This window comes from Gilliamella sp. B2785 (assembly GCF_026537005.1).
GTDB classification, from domain to species: domain Bacteria; phylum Pseudomonadota; class Gammaproteobacteria; order Enterobacterales; family Orbaceae; genus Gilliamella; species Gilliamella apicola_E.
The window spans coordinates 16,961-38,718 of the sequence record NZ_JAFNNC010000003.1; the positions used below are offsets into that span (position 1 = coordinate 16,961).

Annotated in this window: 23 protein-coding genes; 12 read left to right on the forward strand and 11 right to left on the reverse strand. The window is 36.9% G+C overall.

All coding sequences use genetic code 11. The features are described from left to right. Positions 1-24 precede the first annotated feature (24 nt). On the forward strand, positions 25-2,145 hold the full coding sequence (gene rlmKL / locus J3U24_RS04335) for a bifunctional 23S rRNA (guanine(2069)-N(7))-methyltransferase RlmK/23S rRNA (guanine(2445)-N(2))-methyltransferase RlmL (protein ID WP_267337032.1): 2,121 nt from the start codon (positions 25-27) through the stop codon (positions 2,143-2,145). A gap of 329 nt (positions 2,146-2,474) precedes the next feature. Here rlmKL and J3U24_RS04340 read toward each other — a convergent pair whose 3' ends face one another. Next, the gene (locus J3U24_RS04340) at positions 2,475-2,903 is read right to left on the reverse strand and encodes a universal stress protein (RefSeq protein ID WP_065734636.1); all 429 of its coding nucleotides are present in this window, start codon (positions 2,901-2,903) and stop codon (positions 2,475-2,477) included. Between the two features lie 138 nt (positions 2,904-3,041). On the opposite strand from J3U24_RS04340, the gene J3U24_RS04345 reads away from it, so the two are divergent. Next, on the forward strand, positions 3,042-3,452 hold the full coding sequence (locus J3U24_RS04345) for a GNAT family N-acetyltransferase (protein ID WP_267337033.1): 411 nt from the start codon (positions 3,042-3,044) through the stop codon (positions 3,450-3,452). Beyond that, positions 3,449-4,030, forward strand: coding sequence for a Maf family protein (locus J3U24_RS04350; RefSeq protein ID WP_267337034.1), 582 nt, complete (start codon positions 3,449-3,451; stop codon positions 4,028-4,030). The genes J3U24_RS04345 and J3U24_RS04350 overlap by 4 nt, the downstream gene beginning before the upstream one ends. Before the next feature lie 24 nt (positions 4,031-4,054). Here J3U24_RS04350 and J3U24_RS04355 read toward each other — a convergent pair whose 3' ends face one another. The 10 genes from J3U24_RS04355 to J3U24_RS04400 all read right to left on the reverse strand — a co-directional run bounded on the left by J3U24_RS04355 (position 4,055) and on the right by J3U24_RS04400 (position 13,435). Continuing rightward, a complete protein-coding gene (locus J3U24_RS04355) occupies positions 4,055-4,720 on the reverse strand; it encodes an ABC transporter ATP-binding protein (protein ID WP_267337035.1) in 666 nt (221 codons plus the stop codon). Next, entirely contained in the window at positions 4,720-5,925 is a 1,206-nt protein-coding gene (locus tag J3U24_RS04360) for an ABC transporter permease (protein WP_081299563.1), read from the reverse strand. Before J3U24_RS04360 ends, J3U24_RS04355 begins: the two co-directional genes overlap by 1 nt. Positions 5,926-5,988: 63 nt before the next feature. Continuing rightward, on the reverse strand, positions 5,989-6,456 hold the full coding sequence (locus J3U24_RS04365; RefSeq protein WP_065563563.1) for a DUF4418 family protein: 468 nt from the start codon (positions 6,454-6,456) through the stop codon (positions 5,989-5,991). Positions 6,457-6,476: 20 nt separating this feature from the next. Then, the gene (locus J3U24_RS04370; RefSeq protein ID WP_065563564.1) at positions 6,477-7,136 is read right to left on the reverse strand and encodes an ABC transporter ATP-binding protein; all 660 of its coding nucleotides are present in this window, start codon (positions 7,134-7,136) and stop codon (positions 6,477-6,479) included. Between the two features lie 11 nt (positions 7,137-7,147). Beyond that, positions 7,148-8,290 (reverse strand): ABC transporter permease, encoded by a 1,143-nt coding sequence (locus tag J3U24_RS04375; protein ID WP_267337038.1) that lies wholly within the window; start codon positions 8,288-8,290, stop codon positions 7,148-7,150. A 13-nt stretch (positions 8,291-8,303) separates the two neighbouring features. Next, a complete protein-coding gene (locus tag J3U24_RS04380) occupies positions 8,304-9,572 on the reverse strand; it encodes an ABC transporter permease (protein ID WP_267330489.1) in 1,269 nt (422 codons plus the stop codon). A 22-nt stretch (positions 9,573-9,594) separates the two neighbouring features. Beyond that, positions 9,595-10,815 (reverse strand): Fe-S-containing protein, encoded by a 1,221-nt coding sequence (locus J3U24_RS04385; RefSeq protein ID WP_267337039.1) that lies wholly within the window; start codon positions 10,813-10,815, stop codon positions 9,595-9,597. A 98-nt stretch (positions 10,816-10,913) separates the two neighbouring features. Beyond that, positions 10,914-11,477, reverse strand: coding sequence for an iron transporter (locus J3U24_RS04390; RefSeq protein ID WP_065734643.1), 564 nt, complete (start codon positions 11,475-11,477; stop codon positions 10,914-10,916). 132 nt (positions 11,478-11,609) lie between these two features. Further along, the gene (locus J3U24_RS04395; protein ID WP_065563569.1) at positions 11,610-12,797 is read right to left on the reverse strand and encodes an FTR1 family iron permease; all 1,188 of its coding nucleotides are present in this window, start codon (positions 12,795-12,797) and stop codon (positions 11,610-11,612) included. A gap of 11 nt (positions 12,798-12,808) precedes the next feature. Then, positions 12,809-13,435: a nitroreductase family protein gene (locus tag J3U24_RS04400; RefSeq protein ID WP_065563570.1), complete on the reverse strand. Its 627-nt coding sequence runs from the start codon at positions 13,433-13,435 to the stop codon at positions 12,809-12,811. Positions 13,436-13,658: 223 nt separating this feature from the next. On the opposite strand from J3U24_RS04400, the gene J3U24_RS04405 reads away from it, so the two are divergent. The 9 genes from J3U24_RS04405 to trpS all read left to right on the forward strand — a co-directional run bounded on the left by J3U24_RS04405 (position 13,659) and on the right by trpS (position 21,686). Continuing rightward, on the forward strand, positions 13,659-15,101 hold the full coding sequence (locus tag J3U24_RS04405) for an LTA synthase family protein (protein WP_267337040.1): 1,443 nt from the start codon (positions 13,659-13,661) through the stop codon (positions 15,099-15,101). Next, complete coding sequence (locus J3U24_RS04410) at positions 15,098-15,721, forward strand: LysE family transporter (protein ID WP_267337041.1); 624 nt, start codon at positions 15,098-15,100, stop codon at positions 15,719-15,721. The genes J3U24_RS04405 and J3U24_RS04410 overlap by 4 nt, the downstream gene beginning before the upstream one ends. Before the next feature lie 170 nt (positions 15,722-15,891). Continuing rightward, a complete protein-coding gene (gutQ, locus tag J3U24_RS04415) occupies positions 15,892-16,854 on the forward strand; it encodes an arabinose-5-phosphate isomerase GutQ (protein ID WP_065563573.1) in 963 nt (320 codons plus the stop codon). A gap of 188 nt (positions 16,855-17,042) precedes the next feature. Continuing rightward, complete coding sequence (aroK, locus tag J3U24_RS04420; RefSeq protein ID WP_065563574.1) at positions 17,043-17,564, forward strand: shikimate kinase AroK; 522 nt, start codon at positions 17,043-17,045, stop codon at positions 17,562-17,564. A gap of 60 nt (positions 17,565-17,624) precedes the next feature. Continuing rightward, positions 17,625-18,434 carry an SPOR domain-containing protein gene (locus J3U24_RS04425; protein ID WP_267337042.1) on the forward strand — a complete coding sequence of 270 codons (810 nt, stop codon included), beginning with the start codon at positions 17,625-17,627 and terminating at the stop codon, positions 18,432-18,434. Positions 18,435-18,443: 9 nt separating this feature from the next. Further along, positions 18,444-19,262: a Dam family site-specific DNA-(adenine-N6)-methyltransferase gene (locus J3U24_RS04430; protein ID WP_065563576.1), complete on the forward strand. Its 819-nt coding sequence runs from the start codon at positions 18,444-18,446 to the stop codon at positions 19,260-19,262. Between the two features lie 39 nt (positions 19,263-19,301). Next, positions 19,302-19,979, forward strand: coding sequence for a ribulose-phosphate 3-epimerase (gene rpe, locus J3U24_RS04435; RefSeq protein ID WP_065734647.1), 678 nt, complete (start codon positions 19,302-19,304; stop codon positions 19,977-19,979). After that, the gene (locus tag J3U24_RS04440; protein ID WP_065563578.1) at positions 19,972-20,667 is read left to right on the forward strand and encodes a phosphoglycolate phosphatase; all 696 of its coding nucleotides are present in this window, start codon (positions 19,972-19,974) and stop codon (positions 20,665-20,667) included. The genes rpe and J3U24_RS04440 overlap by 8 nt, the downstream gene beginning before the upstream one ends. A 23-nt stretch (positions 20,668-20,690) precedes the next feature. Continuing rightward, on the forward strand, positions 20,691-21,686 hold the full coding sequence (gene trpS / locus J3U24_RS04445) for a tryptophan--tRNA ligase (protein WP_065563579.1): 996 nt from the start codon (positions 20,691-20,693) through the stop codon (positions 21,684-21,686). Positions 21,687-21,758: the final 72 nt, after the last annotated feature.

Consider the following 21,758-nt stretch of genomic DNA (forward strand, 5'->3'; position numbering starts at 1 on the left):
ATTTTATTGTTAAGTGGATTATGCATGAAAACGCTATTTGCCAGCACATCACGCGGGCTTGAAGAGTTATTAAAAAAAGAGTTAGAAAATATTGGGGCGAATCATTGTCGGGTGGCGCAGGGTGGTGTCTATTTTGATGCTAATGAGTCAACTATGTACCAATCGTTATTGTGGTCTCGTTTAGCCTCTCGTATTTTATTGCCAATTGCCGAGTTTGACATCTATAGTGATTTAGATCTTTATTCATGTGTGATGAATATCAAATGGACCAATATCTTCGCGGTAGATAACTCATTTGTTATCAACTTTGTTGGTGTTAATGACTTTATTCGTAACAGCCAATATGGTGCGCTAAAGATCAAAGATGCCATTGTTGATCACTTTATGCGACAAACCAATCAGCGCCCAAATGTTGCAAAGCAAAATCCTGATGTTCGTTTACATGCTTATCTTAGCAAAAATCGAGTTACACTATCATTAGATCTTAGCGGTGAAAGCTTACACCAACGTGGTTATCGCCAACAAACAGGGCAAGCACCGTTAAAAGAGAGTCTAGCCGCGGCTATTATTCTCCGTTCTGGCTGGCGGTTTGATGAGCCACTTATCGATCCAATGTGTGGTTCAGGAACGTTACTGATTGAAGCTGCGATGATGGCGTCTCATATCCCACCAGGGCTGCTACGCAAACAATGGGGATTTTTTGCTTGGAAAGAATTTAACCCGACACTTTGGAATGACTTACTGTTTAGCGCTAAGCATAATGTAAAAAAAACTAACACCATTTTTATCGGTTATGATAATAACCCTACAGTACTGGAGCGAGCCAAACAAAATGCGATCCAAGCAGGAGTTGGTGATTTAATTACGTTTGCATTGCAGGATGTGACACAATTAACCAATCCACTTGATCACCATATACATGGCATGATCATCAGCAATCCGCCTTACGGTGAACGGTTAGAAAGCGAACCAGCACTTGTAGCTTTACACTCAGCACTTGGTCGCCAAATTAAACAACAATTTGGTGGGTGGAGATTATCGTTATTTAGTGGTACTCCACAGCTTTTAGATTGTTTACAAATGCGTGCTGACAAACAATTTAAAGCCAAAAATGGCCCTTTAGATTGTCTACAAAAAAATTATTCGATTGCGGATCGTCAAGTGGATCAGGCGGTCATATCAACAAATTTACCAGCTGCCGACTTTGCCAATCGTTTACGTAAAAATTGTCAAAAATTGGAAAAATGGGCCAACCAAGAACAACTTGAATGTTACCGTCTTTATGATGCTGATTTGCCGGAATATAATGTGGCTATCGATCGTTACAAAGATAAAATTGTAGTACAAGAATACGCTGCACCTAAAAATATTGATCCACAAAAAACGCGACAACGACTGTTTGATATTATTAATGCTACCATGTCGGTATTGAAATTAACCGCCGATCAATTGGTACTAAAAACCCGTGAAAAGCAAAAGGGAAAACAACAATATCAAAAACTTGGGCAAAAACAGGATTATTTTTTAGTCCATGAATATCCAATTAATCACAAAAAAACGCAGTTTTGGGTTAATGTGGTGGATTATTTGGATACTGGTTTATTTTTAGATCACCGCTTAGCCAGAAAAATGATCGGACAAATGAGTGCAGGCAAAGACTTTCTAAATCTATTTGCCTACACGGGTAGTGCAACCGTCTACGCAGGTCTTGGTGGAGCAAAATCGACCACGACAGTTGATATGTCACGCACCTATTTAGAGTGGACCGATCGTAATCTAAAACAAAATGGCTTAACCGGTAAAAATCATCGATTAATACAGGCTGACTGCTTGCTCTATTTATCTCAAGCTGATGAGCAGTTTGATTTAATTTTTATCGATCCTCCAACATTTTCCAACTCTAAACGGATGAACGATACTTTTGATGTTCAGCGCGATCATCTTAAATTAATGAGTGATTTAAAACGATTATTAAGACCAAACGGTGTAATTGTCTTTTCTAATAACAAACGAGGCTTCAAGATGGATGCCGACGGTATGCAAAAATTAGGTCTGACGTTTCAAGACATCACCGACAAAACCTTATCGCTCGATTTCAGACGCAATAAACAGATCCACTGCTGTTTTCTTGTTAAACATCAATAATAAAATACCGCCGAAAGGCGGTATAATCTTAGCTTAGCTATGATGTTCAATTCTTTAGGAAAGCCCCACGAGAAATCATGACGGCATACCCCCTACTCCATCATTCCGTCTTCGCGTATACTAGATTATGCCATTAATTATCTCTAATTTATAAAAAGACAGCCTTTTGCACAACAATCTTATTTGGAGTAAATAAATTCTTTATTATGGTTTCCAGCACTTACTTTTTGTGAATATATTGGAGCTTAAAATCTTTTTTAAAATCAAAAAAGGTTGAAGATTTTGAGCAAAAACTGATGTCCTTTTGGAGGACATCAGAAAAATAAAAATTAACGTACTACTAGCACTGATGTTTGTGCACCTCTCACTACACCAGAAGCATTTGATCCAAGTAGATGTGTTGAGATATTTGGGCGTCTAGATCCTATGATAATTAGATCGGGCTCAATCTCTTCCGCTAGATGTAAGATCTCATCTCGTGGATTACCAAACGCGATTGAAAAAGATAAATTTTCTTTTGGTAAATTAATTGAGTCAATCAAGCGATGTAGCCATTGCTCTGTTTGTACTGTAGCTTGATCTTTAAACTCATCAAAACCAAATGAGTAAGCATTTACAATAGCCGATGCAACCGGTAAGGTATGAAAAAAGATAACTTGCGCATTGGATAACTTCGCTAAACACTCAACATGGGGGATCACTTTTTGAGTGAGTTCATCTTCAAGGACATCAATCGGAACTAATATTTTTTTGTACATACCGCCTCCTCATTTTAACTTATCTTTCTTAATTAATTTAAGATGGTGTTAATTTTAAATTAAATCTAATATTGTTATCCTAACGCTAATTTAAAATATTGAAATAACTTTTTTGCAAAATCATGATGGAGATCAACTATGGATAATATTATTTATCGCCATGACATCAAACCCAGTATAGAACAAGCGACATTATTATATTCTCGCTGCTCATTGGCGGAACGTCGACCAATAAGTGATGAACCTCGTTTTCAAGCAATGTTAGATAATGCTAATTTAGTCATTACCGCATGGCATGATCAGAAACTTGTCGGTATTGCCCGCTGTTTAACTGACTTTGTCTACATAACTTATTTAGCTGATTTAGCCGTTGATGAAGCTTATCAAAAATCAGGTATTGGTAAACAGTTGATAAAAGAGATTCAAATTCATACCGATAATCAATGTGCAATTACTTTGCTTGCAGCACCTCAAGCAGTCGATTATTATGGTCATATTGGTTTTAATGCTCATCCTTCCGCATGGATTTTACAAGAACAGTTAAAATGAAAATTATCCTAGCATCAACATCACTATCACGTAAAAAAGTACTTGAAAAATTAGCTATTCCTTTCGATTGTGTGCCACCGATTTGTGATGAAACACCTCTACCAAATGAAAGTGCACAGCAGCTGGTGGTACGATTGGCTAATGCTAAAGCGCAGTCATTGGTGGCAAGCAATCCTGATAGTTTAATTATTGGTTCCGACCAAGTAGGTGTTTTAGATGGAAAGATTGTATGTAAACCCCTCACTATTGAAAACGCCCAGCAACAATTAAAAAATAGCAGTGGCAAAGCGTTTTACTTTTATACAGGAATGACCGTCATTAATACTCACACAGGCCAATCTCAAACGATTTGTGAACCGTTTAAAGTCACCTTTCGTCAGTTAACTGATGCAGAAATTGACGCTTATATCACTAAAGAGATGCCACTACAATGTGCTGGCAGTTTTAAATGTGATGAGTTAGGGATTACTCTTTTCGATAAGCTTGAAGGCGATGATATAAATTCTTTAGTCGGATTACCGCTAATAAAGTTAAATAAAATTATGATTGATATGGGCTGTAATCCGCTGTTTTTATAATTGCTGATAATGACAGAGCCAAATTTAATCGATTAACCGCCCCGCTGACATTTTCAGTATTTTTTGGCTATAACTTGCTACATCACTATCATGAGTAACAATTAAGAGTCCTGTGCCTTGTTGATGAATATCGGCTAATAATGCCATAATTTGTGTTGAACTCTCATCGTCAAGATCGCTGGTGGGTTCGTCGGCAATGACTATTTGTGGCTGGCAAATTAGTGCACGTAAAATAGCTATTCGACGCATTTCACCACCTGACATGTTGGCTGGATAAGCATCTTTTAAATAACTAATTTGGGCTTTTTCTAGCAGTTCCATTGCAGAATTTAAGCTCGATTGGTTTTCACGTTTCGTTAAAGAAAACGGTAAGCGAATATTTTCCAGAGCAGTTAAATTAGGTAATAAACTGCTGCCTTGTGGAATGTAACCAATATTTTGATTACGAAATGCCGATACTTGTTTGTCATCAAGATCGAATAAATTGGTGCCGTTAATCGTGATTTTACCTTGAGTAGGCGTTAACAACCCAGCAATCATATTAAGTAGCGTCGTTTTACCACTGCCTGATTTACCCATAATGCTGATAAAGTCACTTTGTGCCATTGAAAAACTAACATTATTCACCGCTGAAAAGTGTTGTGATCCGCGCTTGTAATCTTTGCGAAGGTTTTTGATATCCAATAACATTATTCACCCTCTCTTAATGTTTGATAAGTATCAAACTTAGTTAATGATAATGCTGAATAAATACTAGACAGCGGACCAATAATTAATGTCAGCAAAAATACGATGAATGCATAAATTAATCCATCCGTAATTGAAATATTCATACATGGCAAACCTATCGTTTGGCATATCAATAAGCTGAAGGCATAAATTAATACGCCAGCAACCACTATACCTGCAAGGCCACCTAAAGCACTAATGATAAGGGATTCTCGCAGTAACATTTTAACCAGATCACTGCGCGATGCACCTAGAATACGTAATAAGCTGATTTCGCGTTTTCGTTCATTAAGGGATGAGGAAAATATTACAAAGATCACAATAATCGCTAACACCCAAAATATTGCCGATAAGCTATAGACAATAGTTGAGAAGCCATTTAACCATTTAGATATATTACTTAACATACCTTTGGTCATCACAAAATCAATATTGTAATCGATAGCATATTTGGGCATGATTTGATTAACAATATCTTTAGACTGATAGTCAGGGTCGACTTTAACAAAAATCGATGACACATAGTTAGCAAAGTGGTCAGTATCGCCTTCAATTAAATTGGCTTCTTTCATAAGCGAATGAGCAGCAGGAATGGTCATAAAAACTGAGGTGTCAAAGCCCATCCCTGTGCTATCCATTTTAGCGGCAATTTTAAAGGGATGATTGAAAAATTTAATTTCATCACCTACATTTGAGGTAATTTTGCTGCCTACCACGACCTGATTGTCTTGCAATGGTTGCTCTAACTGAGTTTGTAGCCAAGGTTTGATTACAAAATCACTTTGCTGATCAAAACCAATTAATTGAACTTTAGAAGTACAACAACCAGCACTTAACGAAGCAATGAATAGTTGTGGTGAGACCGCTTCGATTCCTTTGATATCTTTGATTTTATCAATTAAGTCAGCTTTTAGATAAAAGCTACTTGGTTCGCCTCTTAATAAGGCGACTTCAAGATTTTTTTCATAACCATAAGGCACAATAAGAATGTCCGCACCTAACCGATTAGCCATGCCTGAAATTCCTAAGCTTAGGTTTTTCATCAATACACTACCACCAAATAGCGTAGCGGAAAAAAGCATAATGATGATAATCAAGCAACAACTTCGAAAAGGTCGTCGTTGGATATTTCGCCATGCTAAATTCGCTATAGTTATTTCTTGCATGTTTGAGTTCTCTATAATTGGTGTTAAGGCTGACTAATGCTTTTTATCAGTTGCTAACCGTTACTAGCGGTTAGCTTGTTTATTTAAATATATCACATTGATAATAGCAACAATCGCTAATACTACTGACAATAATATCAATGCTGGTTTAGCTCCCATATTGCAACGCATCATTTCATTACCACATACACCAATTAAAATAGTTGGAATCGCTGCTGCTAAGACCGCAGTACAAGCTATAGCCATACTTAATCCCATACGTACAAATAACGAACGGCTAAGTAATACCAAGGCACCAATGGCTATCACTAAACTACCAATACCAATTTCCGCCCTTGATGTCCAAAAACATTTCATGATTTTGCCACCCGCATTGTGCATGTGCCCATCCATTGGTGCAGAATGCATAGCATCGGCTGGCATAGATTGCACATCCGGCAGTGGGCAGACGGGTAAAATATAAAGCGGGAATAGAATAAGTAACGCTCCGATTAAGATAAATAGTATAGATGAAACAATGCGATTTTTCATAAATATAGACCTTATAATCATTAATTATTGATAATACTTGCTACTTTACCATGTTCAAGAACTACCGTTGTTTGCGCATGTTTTGATACTTCCGGTGAATGCGTAACAACGATGATTGTGCTTCCTTCTTCGTGAAGTTGATGTAGTAAGTTCATGACCATTGCTTCATTGCTTTCATCTAAATTACCGGTTGGCTCGTCAGCTAAAATCAGTTTTGGGTAATTGATTAATGCCCTAGCAATACAAACGCGTTGTTGTTCACCCCCCGATAATTGACGCGGTAAATGTTTGGCCCGCGCTGCAAGCCCCACACGCTCTAATGCTTGTAAGGCTTCTTTTTCATCTACCATGCTATGATAATATTGTGCCACCATCACGTTTTCTAATGCGGTTAAATAAGATACAAGGTGAAATTGTTGAAAGATTAAGCCGATTTTATCACGCCGAATTTCCGTTAGTTGGGGTAATGAAAGTTGGGTAATATCTTGTCCATCTAGAATTACTGAACCCAGCGACGGTTTATCCATACAACCAATAATATTCATTAACGTGGTTTTACCACTGCCTGAAGGTCCCATAATGGATAGCCATTTACCTTCTTCAACGGTTAAGTTAACTTCTGACAAGGCATGTAAAGAGCCATAGATCTTTGAAACATTATTAACTTCTAGCATATTCATACTTTACTATCCTATTCGCCACGTAAAACTAATGCTGGTTCAACTTCAAGTGCACGTTTTACCGGAATCAAACACGCAATGATGGTTACCACAGCCGAAATGACAATCGTTGTTGGTATCAAATAAAATTCAATGACAATTGAGCGCCCAAATACATTGGCGCTGATTACTTGAGCAAAAATTAAACCACAAATAACCCCAATCACCCCACCAATAATACCTAAAATTAGCCCTTCTACTAAAAACTCTTTGGCAATACTCCTATTGGTTGCACCGATGGCTTTTTTCAGTCCTATCTCTTTGCGACGCTCCATTACTACAGTCATCATGGTAGTGGCCACACAGATCATAGTCAAAATTAACACCACTAAAGTTACTAGGTAGAGTAAAGATGATAGCTTACCGAGCACAGATGCTTCTGATTGCGTTACCCATTTTATAAGATGCGGTTCGATCGTGGTGGAGTGTTCTTTAATGGTTTGAATATAGTGCTGTAACTCATCTTGGGTTGCTGTAATACTAATTTCGACTACTTCAGCTTGATTGCTTTCTTCAAGTAGCGTTTCAAGAACGCTAAGATCGATAAAGATAAAATTATCTTCAACACGGCCAGTTTTCACGATACCAGTAATAGTTAAATCTTCATCAAAACGAGAGTTTTCTTTAGATTTTCCTGAAATCGGCATGGTGCTACCAATGCTAAGTTTAGCAAACTGGGCTATATCGGTACCGATTATAATTTCATTGGCTTTTTGAGGTAATTCACCTTCTATTTTCCAATAAGGACTGGTTTTGGTGACCTGATCAAATTGTGTGCCAACGATGGTATAGGGTTGTTGATTACTGCGGATAGAGTTATAACGAAAAGGTGTGACACCTAGTACTTTATCTCTCGGTAGTAAATCAACCGCTTTTTTCACCTCAGTCATTGATATGGTAGGTTGATTATTGGCTGGCATCATTAATAAATTTGCGCCATAAGAGCGGAACTCTTGTCCCATTTGTCTTGGAATATCATAACAAAGCGTCACCATACCAAGTAATACTGTCGCTCCAATTGCTACGCCGAGTAGAGCAATAATAATCCTAGAACGACGGCGAATTAGCGAGCTAAATATCGTTTTTAAAATAAAACGTTGGTTTCTATTCATCATTATTTAGCCTCGCTTATCGTCCGTGCAATACATCGGTTGGGCGTAAAAACATCATAATACGTAATGCTGGCAAGCTACCTAATAAGGTAATCAGGCTTACCATAATTAATACCAATGGAACAATAATCATTTTAGGCTCAACAAACGAACCAAACACCGTCTGGCCAATAATTTGTGCAAAGCCGAGACCAATAAAATAGCCGGCCATACCGCCAAATAATGCAATAATCAGTATTTCGCTAAGAATCAACATGGATACTGAGGTATTAGTTGCGCCTAGTGCTTTTAATAAGCCAATTTCAGTGCTACGTTCAATCACGTTAGCAGTAACTAAGTTAGATATCGCCAGTGCCGAACAGATTAACGATAAAATTGTCAGCAATAACATTAATAATTGTGTTTTTTGTAAAATAGAGCCTTCTGATTCAGCTACTTGCATTATCGCTTTTACTCGAATATCTGGCATTAATTCTTCTAATTGATAGGCGATCGAACTGATGTAAGCAGTACAATACCATTTATCCCACTCAGCTCGCGTTAAGCTGTTGGGATCTTGTGCTGCTTTACGGGCTAAATCGTTTTCAGGAGTGGTGAGAGCACTTACTTCAACCCGTTCTACCAAACCTTCTTTGTTCGCCATATACTGAGCAACTGGCAGTGATACATAAAGATCGTTGTCTTCAACACCACCACTATGAAAGATGTTATTCACAGTTAGGGTAGTTTTTTTAGTAGCTGAAGTTATCTCAATATTATCACCTAATTTAAGATTCAATTGCTTGGCAATAGTTTCTCCCACCATTACGCCTTGCAAATTATCATCCTTCATGGTGTTGCCTTCAATCGACCACCATGACTTCATGGCTAATATTCCAGTATCAACTTTGTCACCAGTTGGAATAGTCAGATGTTTATTAAACCATGTTCCAACTAGTGTAACCGGTTTATCATTAACCGTAACTTGGGTGGTTAAATAAGGGGCAAAATCAACAATGTTATACGCCCAGAAAATCATTTTAATTTTGACTAAATCATCTTGCTTAATATATGCGTTTTGTTTGTCATCGAGCTGATATAACTCATTAACCATCGACGCACCTTTTGGCACAATGCTTAAGTTAGCGCCATAGGCTTTTAACTCTTGGTTAACTTTGTCACCAACATCAAACATCACATTTAACATGGCAGTCGCAAGTGAAACACCTAAAGCAACGGTTAAAGCAATTAAAAATAGCTTCTTTTTTTGACGAACTAACACGCTAAGTAACATTCTACGAAACATATTTTCTTCCTTTTTATACCGTCTACTTAAAGCGGCTCTTTTCTGCTTCAAGATGAGTAGGTCGAATAATCATATTGCCATCTAAAATTTCGTATTTGAGCGGGACAGGATTACAGCCACCAGAAAAACCAATCGTGGCAATGTTCATCACCACATCACACAAAATGCAGACAACTTGATTACCGCGCTGATAGTAACCACTTGCACCACAGATGTCACAAGCATCAAAGCCAACACCATAAGCATTTTCACTTTTCTTTATTACAATAAATCTGATTAATGTTCCATCCGTTGCTTTGTAACCATAACGATGCAGATTGCCATCATTGACTTTATCTAATGGGATTACAATCAAACCATCGGCATTAGGTGTTACTGGCTCAGCCGGGGTTAATTCCACCCCTTTTTCAAAAATATAGCGCGCACGAGTAACGGTGTAAGCGGTGATAGCAATGCCCGCCATTAATAATAATGAGGTCCGACGATCCCTGCGTAAACTTGCTTTCAATTTACGCACTTGGGCAGGATTACTGCCGACTAAGGAGGTAGTTTTGGATTTAATGTATAACAAAATACTTAGTACTAGCACCAATACAATAAAGATAAAGGTAAACAAATTGACATGATCTAAAACGGAAGTCACTAAATCCATCATCCACTTTTGTGGCGAGATAAACCGTCTCACAATTAGGATTCGAAGTAAGTTAATTGCATTTTGTGCAGTAAAGAAAATAATGGCTAGCGATGTAATGGCAATTACAAATCGAGTTGAAAACCTTGTACAAAGCCGATAAACAAACAATCCAATTAAAATACAAACGAATAAAGCAAAACCGTAACCCACCCATTTAAACAGATAATCATTATTGAAAATTGAGTCCATGCCAACATCAAATTCAAATGGGTAAAGCAAAATATTCGGTAGGCTTTGTGAGGTGATAATTCCGGTAGCAATCACTATTAATAAAATATTGAGAGCTTGAGATTTTTTAAAAAATAAACTAATAAGCAATGGAACAACAATGATGCACCAAGCAACATTGGTACCAAGATCATAAAATTCACGAACTGCAATACCCGTATTTCGTTTTAATATTGCATAAATAAACGCGGCTATCATGCCCAATACAAAACCGATGATAAGATGTTTTTTACTTAATTGAATAACTGTCGCACTAAGTAATGCAAACATGATCACAGGTATAAAAGTATTATCGGTAATTTTGATAAGATATTGGAGCATAATAATTGCCTAAAAATTACAACGTCTATTGGCGAGCTGTTATACTCGCCAATATTACAACTAATTATTTATTAATTTAATTCAATTAAAAATAATTATTACCATGCATGAGGGATATAGTTAAAGTCCCAAGAAACTTCAATTGGTTTAGTCCAGAAACGACCTTCAACGCCAGTTTCTTTATCAACATGTAATAAATAACCTTGTTTTTCAGGGTTTTCGATAGTAAATGTTACTTTGTATTTACCTGCACCATCTAACTTAATATTGTTACCATAGTGAGGACCATCTGAAGCATTCATAGGCATAAAAGTACCTTCGATAGCTTTATCACTGCCTTCTTTTTGGATTTTATATTTTACAGTTAAGTAAGGCACGAAATCACCAGTACCAAAACCTAAGTTATTACCTTCAGCCGCTGAAATATCAGCTTCAATATGCATATCAGATTTTGAAGCAGGTAAACCACCCATACCAGCAGGTTCCATATCAACAGGTTGGAAATAAACTGCACCAATATGTAAAGGACCAACAGTTACTTCATCACCAATTGGAAACTCTTCGAAGCCTTTTTCTTCACCTGGTGCAGGTGCAGCAGCATAAGCCATTGAAGAAAGTGCAAGTATTGATGAAATACCAGCAGAGACTAATAGTTTTTTCATTGAAAACTCCTTAATTTTGTTTTTCACTTTTGATCACTAATCAATAAAATCATGACTAGTCAATAACAATTTACTACCAATGTATTTACGATTTATCACTAATCATTAATCGTTTTTAATGTTTTATATTAATTATTTCTTTTTATATTTTGTGGAATAGATAATCGACCCTATCACTGCCACTACCATGAACAACTGTGGTAGTAATGTTTCAACTGTTGGATAGATACCCAATATCTCAACCGAATGAACAAAATCGACCGGTGTAACCTGAATAATATCAGCTTCTTGCAACTCTTTTACACCACCACCAGCAAACGCAATCGCCATCAGATACATTAAGGCACTGGTACAAATAAAGAACGGTTTAAGTGGCAATTTAACCGTACCAAAGCGAATAATAACAAACACAAACGCTAATACAATCATTCCCACGCCCAAACCATACCACACCATATCCATATGCTCATTAGCATCTGCTAACATGGCTTGATAGAAGATGATAGTTTCTGCGCCTTCACGAAATACTGCTAAAAAGGCAGCAAATCCTAGAGCAAAACTACTGCCTGTAGAAACCGCATTTTGGACCTTACCTTCGACATAGTTTTTCCATGCTATGGATTCTGACTTAGACAGCATCCAATTACTAATAAAGAACAGCATTACCGTTGCCAATAACATGGCGCAACCTTCCATAATTTCTTGGTTGGCACCGCTTAATCCCACAATTGTATGTAACGCTATCGCCGCTAAAATACTAGCGAACACCGCAAACAAACTGCTAAGATAAACGACTTTAAGCATCGGTTTATTATTTGAGCGAACAAGATAGGCAGAAATAGCCGCGATAACCAATATCGCTTCTAACCCTTCACGGAAAATGATGATAAACGACGCTAAAAATACACTCCAACCACTCTCTTTTTTACCATCTAACTCGTTGGCATCTTCATGGAGCATTTTTAAAATAACGTCAATTTCTGCTCGCACCGTTTTATTCGGCGCATTTTGTGTCATTAATCGTTTAATTTTTGCAAACTGGTATTCAGTATCAGTACCGCGCTTACCTGAAATATAAGACATCACTGCGCGCTCAACGCCATGCTTTTCGTAAAATCCAAAGTAAGCATTGTTAACACGGGCTTTAGCACCTTCGACGTCTTTCATAAAATAGATGTTGTAGGCATCATTCAAAATGATATCCATCTCATCAATAATTGCATTCCAGCTTTCATATTTCTTTTCGGCTGCATAAGAAGGGGAACTAAAAACAGCTAAACTTGCAATTAGTAGAACAACTAAAGTTAAATACCTTTTCACTTCCTACTCCTTTATTTTCCTAACAACATAATCCCTATTGGTTTGCTGTTTTCTGGCAATTGTAATGATTGACTAATAAATTCAGGATTGATTGAATGGATATAACGTGTGCTGAGTTTTAATGCTGTCGCCGACAAATAAACATTTTGGCTCATTGCGCCAACAGCAATTTGACTAAAATCATTGGCTTGTTGGGTATCATAATCTTTAAGATTGTCACCATCAGACACAAAAATAAAAATATAAGGTGCACGTTTAGTAAAACTTTGTTTACCGATGTCGCCACGAATATCTTGATTATTGATCTCACGAAGATAGTGCCCTTCCCACTCGTATATAAAGGTTCCCTTTTCACTTGCAACATACAGGCGAACATAAGGCGGTTTACCACTTGCCATTGGTACTGTCCAACCGTTTTTACCTCGATTTAAGCCACTGGCTGCCCAAAGTACACTTGAAAGCTCATCGTCAGACACCATACCTGTTGGAAATCCTCCACCCGGCGTTGAAGCACGCTTTTTAAGACTATCAAATAATCCCATACCCTCTTTCTTTTGTGGGGCCGGTAAAGTGACATCAGCATAGCTATAGGAAAAACAAGATAATAGCAAAACAATGGCAAATCTACGTAACAACATAGCATAAACCTTTCAGCTTTAGGAAATAAAATAATTGTTGCTATCTTATTGCTAATGCTTTCAATTATCAACAACAAACAATAATAATTATCATTAAGCTTGTTACATATAATAAAATCAATGCATTAATATTACCTTGCAATCTACGGTTTTTATTTTTCTGATCAAAACGTATATACTGATGCAATATTCCCGTTTTAAGAAAATCTGAGTATCATTAACTATGCCGTTTTCGACTTTAATCGTATTACCACTTTTTATCTTAACTATTACCTTAGCTTCTTTGTTTAAACAAAAAAAATGGCAACTGCTCACCATTGTCTTAATGACCGTCATCATTGTTATGGAACTCACCTCTATCTATTTTAGTGGTGGATTTATTGATTATCAGTTTTACGTGAATTTAAATGTGAATGACATTATTGAAGGATTATTTATCTTCAAGTTACAGGCTGTATTAGTGATTGTAGTCTTTTTAGGATTAGTTTTTATAATTAGTAAATTAGCCAACTTATTTCGCAATAAATGCCGATTGTTATGGCGCTTATCGTTTGCTGTCATCGCAATTGCTTCAATTAGTTATCATAATGGTCCAATTAGTCGCCTCTATGAAATCTATCAAGTCACCTGTGCGCCAAAAGCAACCTTTGAACAAGCATTACAAACGCTCAATATGAATGATTATGTTGCCAAATCACAGTTAAACAGTCAAAAAGGCAAAAATATTATTGTGTTATCGTTAGAATCTTTCGAGCAAGGATTTTTAGATTTTGCTGATATTACGCCTAATTTAAGACAGCTAAAGCAACAATATACCTTTTATCCAAATATGCCAATGAGTGCAGGTAGTACCTGGACAACCGCCTCAATGTACACTTATATGACCGGTGTACCATTTTTAATTGGTGAGCATTCAACATCGCCTTTAAAAAACGCTAACTCGACTAAATTAGTCACTTTAGGTGATGTATTAAAACAAGCGGGCTACCAAACTCGTTACGTTATGGCTGGTCCTGAATTTGCGAGCATTGGCCACACAGCAGAAGTAGTTGGAATGCAAGTGGTATCTGAAAAAAACTATCCAGGCAAATACCCAAATGCGCCATTTGGGTTATATGATAAAGATATATTAGACATCGCCGAACAGCAAATACAAGAGATGAAAAATAATGACAAACCATTTGCGCTATTTGTTTCGACCGTCTCAACCCATGCACCAAATGGCTTTAACGATGAACGCATGACCTTTGTTATTAGCCCAAAGCATGACAACATGTCTTTTGTAGCCGCATCTCTCGATTACAATTTAGGGCAATTTATTAACCACCTAAAAGAGCAAGGTTTACTAGACAATACCGTATTTTATATCTTCCCTGACCATTTAATGATGGGTGCGGGTACCGAAACCGTTAAAAAATTGTCGGAAAAAGAACGCAAATTGTACTTATTAACCAATGCGAATAGTGATGATTTACAAAAATCATCCAACCAAACCATTTACCAAATCGACTTACCAAGAATGATTTTGAATGGTGCACAAATTAAAACGAATGCAAAATTCTTAACTGATTACTTAATTGGTGAAAACTTCGATAAAAAGCAATTTATCGAACAACATAAATCAAACATCGCCACGTTAAACAATGCAGCACAAGAGCAAAAATGACAGTCGATACCTTAATTTTGGTCATAACCATTAGTTGTTTAGGCATGATATCACCCGGGCCAGATTTTTTTCTGGTCTTAAAAAATAGTTTAAGCTATAACCGAAAAATAGCATTAATGACCTGTTTAGGAGTAATTAGTGCTATCGCCATTCATATGAGTTACTGTGTGGCAGGCATTGCTGTATTAATCACCGCCACCCCTTGGCTCTATAATGCATTACGTTATGCCGGTGCCGCTTATTTGTTATGGATTGGCGTTAAAGCGTTACTAGCCAAAAGCAGTGGCACCGCCTATGTTTCCAAACAAACGCAGGAACTGGATGTCACAGCCAAATCTGCGTTTATGCAAGGGCTATTATGTAATTTACTTAATCCAAAAGCCACGCTGTTTTTTCTAGCTATCTTTACTCAACTACTTAATGCCAGCTCAACGATAGTAGATAAACTGGTAGTTGCTTTTATAATCTGGCTTGAAGCTGCAATTTGGTGGCCGATGGTAGTATTCGTCTTCCAAACCCAAATTGTCCAACGTCGTTATTTTAAGTTACAGGTGATTATTGATAAGTTGTTAGGCGTGATATTAATCGTGCTTGGAGTTAAAGTTGGATTAGGATTCTAAAGCTTTAAAAACCCCGTTCCTCAACATTTTTTATTCCAAAAAGTGCGCTCCTCAATTATTTCTTATCTTTTTATTCTAAAAGGCTTTTGAATATTGAATAGTTAATTGCTAGACTATTAATAATTTAATCAATATATATTTTTTAGTTTTAATTTGATGAGTGGCTAAAAATGGACAAATTATTACAATATGGTCGAGAATTACTTGAACTTGAGCTTCATGAGGCACAGAAGCTGCCTGCTCGGCTTGGTGAGAGTTTTGTTAAGGCTTGTCAGTTAATTTTGTCAACAAAAGGCAAAGTTGTAGTGTCAGGCATTGGTAAATCTGGTCATATTGGTAAAAAGATCGCAGCATCATTAGCCAGTACTGGTAGCCCAGCATTTTTTATGCATCCATCTGAAGCATTACACGGTGATTTAGGAATGGTGACCGAGAATGATGTCGTGATTTTGATTTCTTATTCAGGAAGAGCTAAGGAATTTCAATTTATTTTACCCATTCTTGCAGCAATGAATATCCCAGTTATTGCCATAACAGGTGGACTTGATTCCCCATTAGCATTAGCTGCGCAAGCAGTGCTGGATATTTCAATCGAAAAGGAAGCGTGTCCAATGGGATTAGCTCCAACCTCAAGCTCAACTAATACGTTAATGATGGGCGATGCGCTGGCAATTGCCGTTATGCGAGCTCGTGGATTTAAGGAAGAAGATTTTGCTCGTTCACATCCAGCTGGCAGTTTAGGCGCTAAACTATTAAATCATGTAAAAGATATTATGCGTAAGGGTGATTTAATTCCTAGAGTACCACAATCAGCAACAGTACTTGATGCCATGTTAGAATTAAGTCGTACTGGTGTGGGGTTAGTTGCAATATGCCAAGATGATAATAAAATAGTTGGCGTTTTTACAGATGGCGATTTACGCCGTTTGTTACTAAAACATGGTACATTACAAGATAATATTGTCGATGTAATGACAAGTCCAGGACATCAAATACCTGAAACTTGGAAAGCGGTCGAAGCTTTAAAATCATTTAATGATCATAATATTACTGCTGCACCTGTGGTAAATAATCACGGCGAATTGGTTGGTGCGCTGAATATTCATGATCTGCATCAAGCAGGTATTAGTTAATCGATTAATAAATACCTGTTGCAAAATGGGGCTATCTATTGAGATAATTACCGACCTAAATTTTTGTCGTTAGACGGAGATCCAAGTAAGTTACACAATTCAATACCGAAATGATGAGTTATTTAAGTCATTATAAATTGATATTGTGTTGTAAATTTTAACCAAAATTAATAGATGATGAAACTACAATGGCAGAAAAGCGAAATATCTTTCTAATTGGCCCTATGGGGGCAGGAAAAAGCACAATAGGCCGACAAATTGCACAACAGTTAGGTATGGAATTTTTTGATTCTGACCAAGAGATCGAGAAACGTACAGGTGCTGATATTGCATGGATTTTTGACTTAGAAGGTGAAGACGGATTCCGAGCCAGAGAAGAGAAAGTCATTAATGAGTTGACTGAAAAACAAGGTATAGTTCTTGCTACTGGTGGTGGTTCGATTTTATCTAAAGAGACACGTAACCGTTTATCAGCTCGCGGTATTGTAGTTTATTTAGAAACTACAATAGAAAAACAGATGGCAAGAACCCAGAAAGATAAGCGTCGTCCTTTATTACAAGGTGGCAATACTCCCCGTGAACTTTACGAAGAATTAGCCGAAGAGCGTGATCCACTTTACGAAGAGATCGCTGATATTACGATTAAAACTGATGAGCAAAGTGCTAAAGGTGTTGCTGGATATATTATTGAAAAAATAGAACAAATTTAAAATTTCAATTTTTTAAATTCGGCTGGCCATGAGGCAATAAACCATTTGAAAGGAGTTAATATGCGTGTAGATAAAGATGATCGTTATATACCAGAACAATCAAGTAAGTCTTCTACGCCTTCTTTTAGTATATCAACTTTTTTTCAGCATTATTCGAAGAAAAAATTGATTATTATGGGATTAGCTTTAGCTATTATTGTCTTGTTGGTTTGCTTTGTGATATCTCGTCCTTCAAAAAAAACAACCATACTGACTCCTCCGGAAGTCAATGGTGTTTCGTCGACGCAAACGCCTGATTCAACAACCAGTGGCGATAGTGGGGCGTTAGCGCAAGGTCAACAAAATTCTGCACCTGTGCCACCAGCCCCAATTAATAGTAATGTTAATGAGCACGATAATGGGGTTAGTCAACCTCCAGCATCAACACAGTCAACATCGGGTTCTAGACCAGAGCTGCAACCAACGGGTAACAGTACAACTCAAAATACTAGTGGTTCATCAACTAATTTAAATAAACCAATAAATCCAGATAGAGGCAATCCTACTGTTTCTAACTCAAATAATAGTGTAATAACAGGTAATAATTCAACTTCGATTGCCAAAATTAAGAATGATCAGTTTTCAATTCAACTTAGTTCTTCTAGTTCAGTTGATGGTTTGAAAAGATTGGTTAAAGAACATAATCTTACTAATTACCAAATTTATGAAACCAAACGAAATAATGTTAAATGGTATATCTTAGTTAAAGGTACATATGATTCTGCTGACGAAGCCAGAAAAGCGATCAAATCTTTACCAAGTGCACTACAAAAAGATAAGCCTTGGATTAAATCTGGCGAAACAATTAATAAAGAAAAATCAGCAAAATAGGAGTTTCCGTTGAAGAAGCAACGAGCCTTTTTAAAATGGGCTGGAGGAAAATATGAGCTTGTGGACACAATTAAACAATATCTACCAGAAGGGGACCAACTCATTGAGCCCTTTGTAGGCGCTGGTTCTGTTTTTTTAAACACAAACTTTAAAAGTTATATTTTAGCTGATATCAATCATGATCTAATTGCGTTATTTAGGTTATTACAATCCAATCCTGATAAGTTTATTAATGATCTTAAGCTATTATTTAATCATCAGAATAATCAAGCTGAGGCTTTTTATCAGCTACGAGATGTCTTTAATTATAGTAAAGATCAATATCTACGATCGCTTTTGTTTGTCTATTTGAATCGCCACTGTTATAACGGTTTATGTCGCTATAATAATAGCGGGCTTTTTAATGTACCCTTTGGACGTTACAAAACTATCTATTTTCCTGAGAAGGAGCTCTACTATTTTGCTCAAAAAGCACAAAAAGCTGAGTTTATTTGTACTCCTTATCATGAAGCAATGAAAATGGCAAAACGCAATTCTGTCATTTATTGTGATCCGCCTTATCTTTCTCCAAATGAATCTATCGGTTTTACGGCTTATTATTCCAATAATTTTGGTTTTGAAGAACATAAGCGATTGTCACAATTAGCTGAAAAAATAGCTTATAAAAAAAATATTCCTGTACTACTATCAAATCACGATACAGAGTATACCAGAACGTTATATAGTAAAGCGCGCCATCTTTACCGTGCAGAAATGCGACGCTCAATTAGCTGTGCTGGCGAAGGACGCAAAAAAATTGATGAAATATTAGCCTTGTACCAAAAATAACCTATTTTATGTATAAGGTTTTATTAGTAGAGGTATGTTATGAAAGAGTTTATTATTGCACCATCAATATTATCCGCTGATTTTGCTCGACTTGGAGAAGATACGCAGAAAGTATTAGACGCTGGTGCCGATGTTGTCCATTTTGATGTAATGGATAACCATTTTGTACCAAATTTGACGATGGGTAGTATGTTTTGTAAGGCTCTTCGTGACTATGGTATTAAGGCTCCGATTGATGTTCATTTGATGGTTTCGCCGGTTGAAGATTTAATTACCTCATTTGCCAAAGCTGGCGCAACTAATATCTCTATTCACCCTGAAGCTACTATTCACCTTGACCGTTCTTTGCAATTAATTAAAGATCATGGTTGCAGTGCGGGAATTGTACTTAATCCTGCAACGCCGTTAGATTATTTAGATTATGTGATGGATAAAGTCGACATTATTTTATTAATGAGCGTTAATCCAGGTTTTGGTGGACAATCATTTATACCAAGTACTCTAAAAAAATTGCAACAAGTTAAACAGCGCATTATTGAGTCTGGCAGAAAGATTCGTTTAGAAATTGATGGTGGTGTTAAAGTTGATAATATCGCTGAAATTGCCAGAGCGGGTGCTGATATGTTTGTTGCTGGTTCGGCAATATTTGGTCAACCGGATTATAAAGCCGTAATTGATGCAATGCGTAAAGAATTAGAAGGTGTTAACCATGGCTAAGTTAAATGATATTCAAGCTATTGCTTTCGATTTAGATGGAACTTTAGTCGATAGTGTGCCTGGCCTTGCCTTAGCTGCACAAAAGATGTTAGCAGATTTGGAGTTACCCACCGTTACTAATGAGCAAGTAAAAAACATGGTCGGTAATGGCATTGATGTCATGCTCGAACGCGTATTCAACGTGATTGGTCGCAATCCGTCTAAAGAGGATTTCAATAAAGCGAAACAGTTGTTTAATCATCATTATGATAAGGTTATGGATGAGCAAACAACGCTATTCCCGCATGTTAAAGAAACCTTAAAAACGCTTTATGAAAATCATTATCCCTTAGCTTTAGTTACCAATAAACCTGCACAATTTTTACCTGCTTTATTGACGTCATTAGGTATTAAAGAATACTTTTCATTGGTACTTGGTGGTGGTGATGTGATTAAGTTGAAACCACACCCTGCCCCACTTTATCAAGTCATGGCAACCTTTGGATTGTTTAGTGATCAGTTGCTGTTTGTTGGTGATTCAAAGAATGATATTACTGCTGCTAAAAATGCTAATTGCCCGACTGTAGCATTAAGTTATGGTTATAATTATGGGGTGTCGATTGCATCTAGCAAGCCTGATTTTTTATTTGATGATTTTAAAGATATTTTAACCTTATTACCTCAGCCAAAGGCTGATGCAAAAAAATAATGAGTATAAATTAGGAATAAATTATGAGTAAACCAATTGTATTTAGTGGCGCTCAGCCATCAGGAGAACTAACATTAGGCAACTATTTAGGGGCTTTGAAGAATTGGGTGTCTTTGCAAAATGAATATGATTGCGTTTATTGTATTGTCAATCAACATGCGATCACGGTCCGTCAAGATCCTAATAAGTTGCGAAAAGCAACACTTGATACGTTAGCGCTTTATTTGGCGTGTGGTATCGATCCACAAAAAAGTACTATTTTTGTTCAATCACAAGTACCAGCTCACGCTGAATTAGGTTGGGCGTTGAACTGTTATACTTATTTTGGTGAACTGAGCCGTATGACGCAGTTTAAAGATAAGTCATCTCGTCACTCTGAAAATATTAACGCCGGGCTATTTGATTATCCAGTATTAATGGCTGCTGATATTTTGTTATATCAAGCTAATTTAGTTCCTGTAGGTGATGATCAGAAACAACATCTCGAGTTATCACGTGATATCGCTATGCGTTTTAATGCACTTTATGGCGATATTTTTACTGTTCCTGAGCCGTTTATTTCTAAAGTAGGTGCTCGTGTGATGTCTTTACAAGATCCAACCAAAAAGATGTCTAAATCAGATGAGAATCGTAACAATGTTATTGGTTTACTTGAGAATCCGAAAGATGTCGAGAAGAAGATTAAACGGGCAATGACCGATTCAGACGAACCACCTGTTGTACGTTATGATTCAAAAAACAAAGCCGGTGTTTCAAATCTGTTAGATATTTTGACAGGTATTACAGGTAAGCCGATTGCTGAACTTGAAAAAGAGTTTGAAGGCAAAATGTATGGTCATCTAAAAACCGAGGTGGCGAATCAAGTTATCGAGATGTTAACCGGTTTACAAGCAAAATATCATCAATATCGAGATGATGAAAATTATCTTCTTTCAATTATGCAAGAAGGAGCACAAAAAGCTCGCGCTAAAGCAGAGCCTACGTTGAAGAAGGTTTATGACGCAATCGGTTTTGTATAATCTAAAATAAGATTGCGATTATTACTAAACAATATCAAACGGCTTTAATTGATATGAGCTCTATTGTTCTAA

Bases quoted from the DNA above. Each gene is read 5' to 3' on its own strand.
- rlmKL (WP_267337032.1), top strand. From the start codon at position 25: ATGAAAACGCTATTTGCCAGCACATCACGCGGGCTTGAAGAGTTATTA.
- J3U24_RS04340 (WP_065734636.1), bottom strand. From the start codon at position 2,903: ATGTACAAAAAAATATTAGTTCCGATTGATGTCCTTGAAGATGAACTC.
- J3U24_RS04345 (WP_267337033.1), top strand. From the start codon at position 3,042: ATGGATAATATTATTTATCGCCATGACATCAAACCCAGTATAGAACAA.
- J3U24_RS04350 (WP_267337034.1), top strand. From the start codon at position 3,449: ATGAAAATTATCCTAGCATCAACATCACTATCACGTAAAAAAGTACTT.
- J3U24_RS04355 (WP_267337035.1), bottom strand. From the start codon at position 4,720: ATGTTATTGGATATCAAAAACCTTCGCAAAGATTACAAGCGCGGATCA.
- J3U24_RS04360 (WP_081299563.1), bottom strand. From the start codon at position 5,925: ATGCAAGAAATAACTATAGCGAATTTAGCATGGCGAAATATCCAACGA.
- J3U24_RS04365 (WP_065563563.1), bottom strand. From the start codon at position 6,456: ATGAAAAATCGCATTGTTTCATCTATACTATTTATCTTAATCGGAGCG.
- J3U24_RS04370 (WP_065563564.1), bottom strand. From the start codon at position 7,136: ATGAATATGCTAGAAGTTAATAATGTTTCAAAGATCTATGGCTCTTTA.
- J3U24_RS04375 (WP_267337038.1), bottom strand. From the start codon at position 8,290: ATGATGAATAGAAACCAACGTTTTATTTTAAAAACGATATTTAGCTCG.
- J3U24_RS04380 (WP_267330489.1), bottom strand. From the start codon at position 9,572: ATGTTTCGTAGAATGTTACTTAGCGTGTTAGTTCGTCAAAAAAAGAAG.
- J3U24_RS04385 (WP_267337039.1), bottom strand. From the start codon at position 10,815: ATGCTCCAATATCTTATCAAAATTACCGATAATACTTTTATACCTGTG.
- J3U24_RS04390 (WP_065734643.1), bottom strand. From the start codon at position 11,477: ATGAAAAAACTATTAGTCTCTGCTGGTATTTCATCAATACTTGCACTT.
- J3U24_RS04400 (WP_065563570.1), bottom strand. From the start codon at position 13,435: ATGTTGTTACGTAGATTTGCCATTGTTTTGCTATTATCTTGTTTTTCC.
- J3U24_RS04405 (WP_267337040.1), top strand. From the start codon at position 13,659: ATGCCGTTTTCGACTTTAATCGTATTACCACTTTTTATCTTAACTATT.
- J3U24_RS04410 (WP_267337041.1), top strand. From the start codon at position 15,098: ATGACAGTCGATACCTTAATTTTGGTCATAACCATTAGTTGTTTAGGC.
- gutQ (WP_065563573.1), top strand. From the start codon at position 15,892: ATGGACAAATTATTACAATATGGTCGAGAATTACTTGAACTTGAGCTT.
- aroK (WP_065563574.1), top strand. From the start codon at position 17,043: ATGGCAGAAAAGCGAAATATCTTTCTAATTGGCCCTATGGGGGCAGGA.
- J3U24_RS04425 (WP_267337042.1), top strand. From the start codon at position 17,625: ATGCGTGTAGATAAAGATGATCGTTATATACCAGAACAATCAAGTAAG.
- rpe (WP_065734647.1), top strand. From the start codon at position 19,302: ATGAAAGAGTTTATTATTGCACCATCAATATTATCCGCTGATTTTGCT.
- J3U24_RS04440 (WP_065563578.1), top strand. From the start codon at position 19,972: ATGGCTAAGTTAAATGATATTCAAGCTATTGCTTTCGATTTAGATGGA.
- trpS (WP_065563579.1), top strand. From the start codon at position 20,691: ATGAGTAAACCAATTGTATTTAGTGGCGCTCAGCCATCAGGAGAACTA.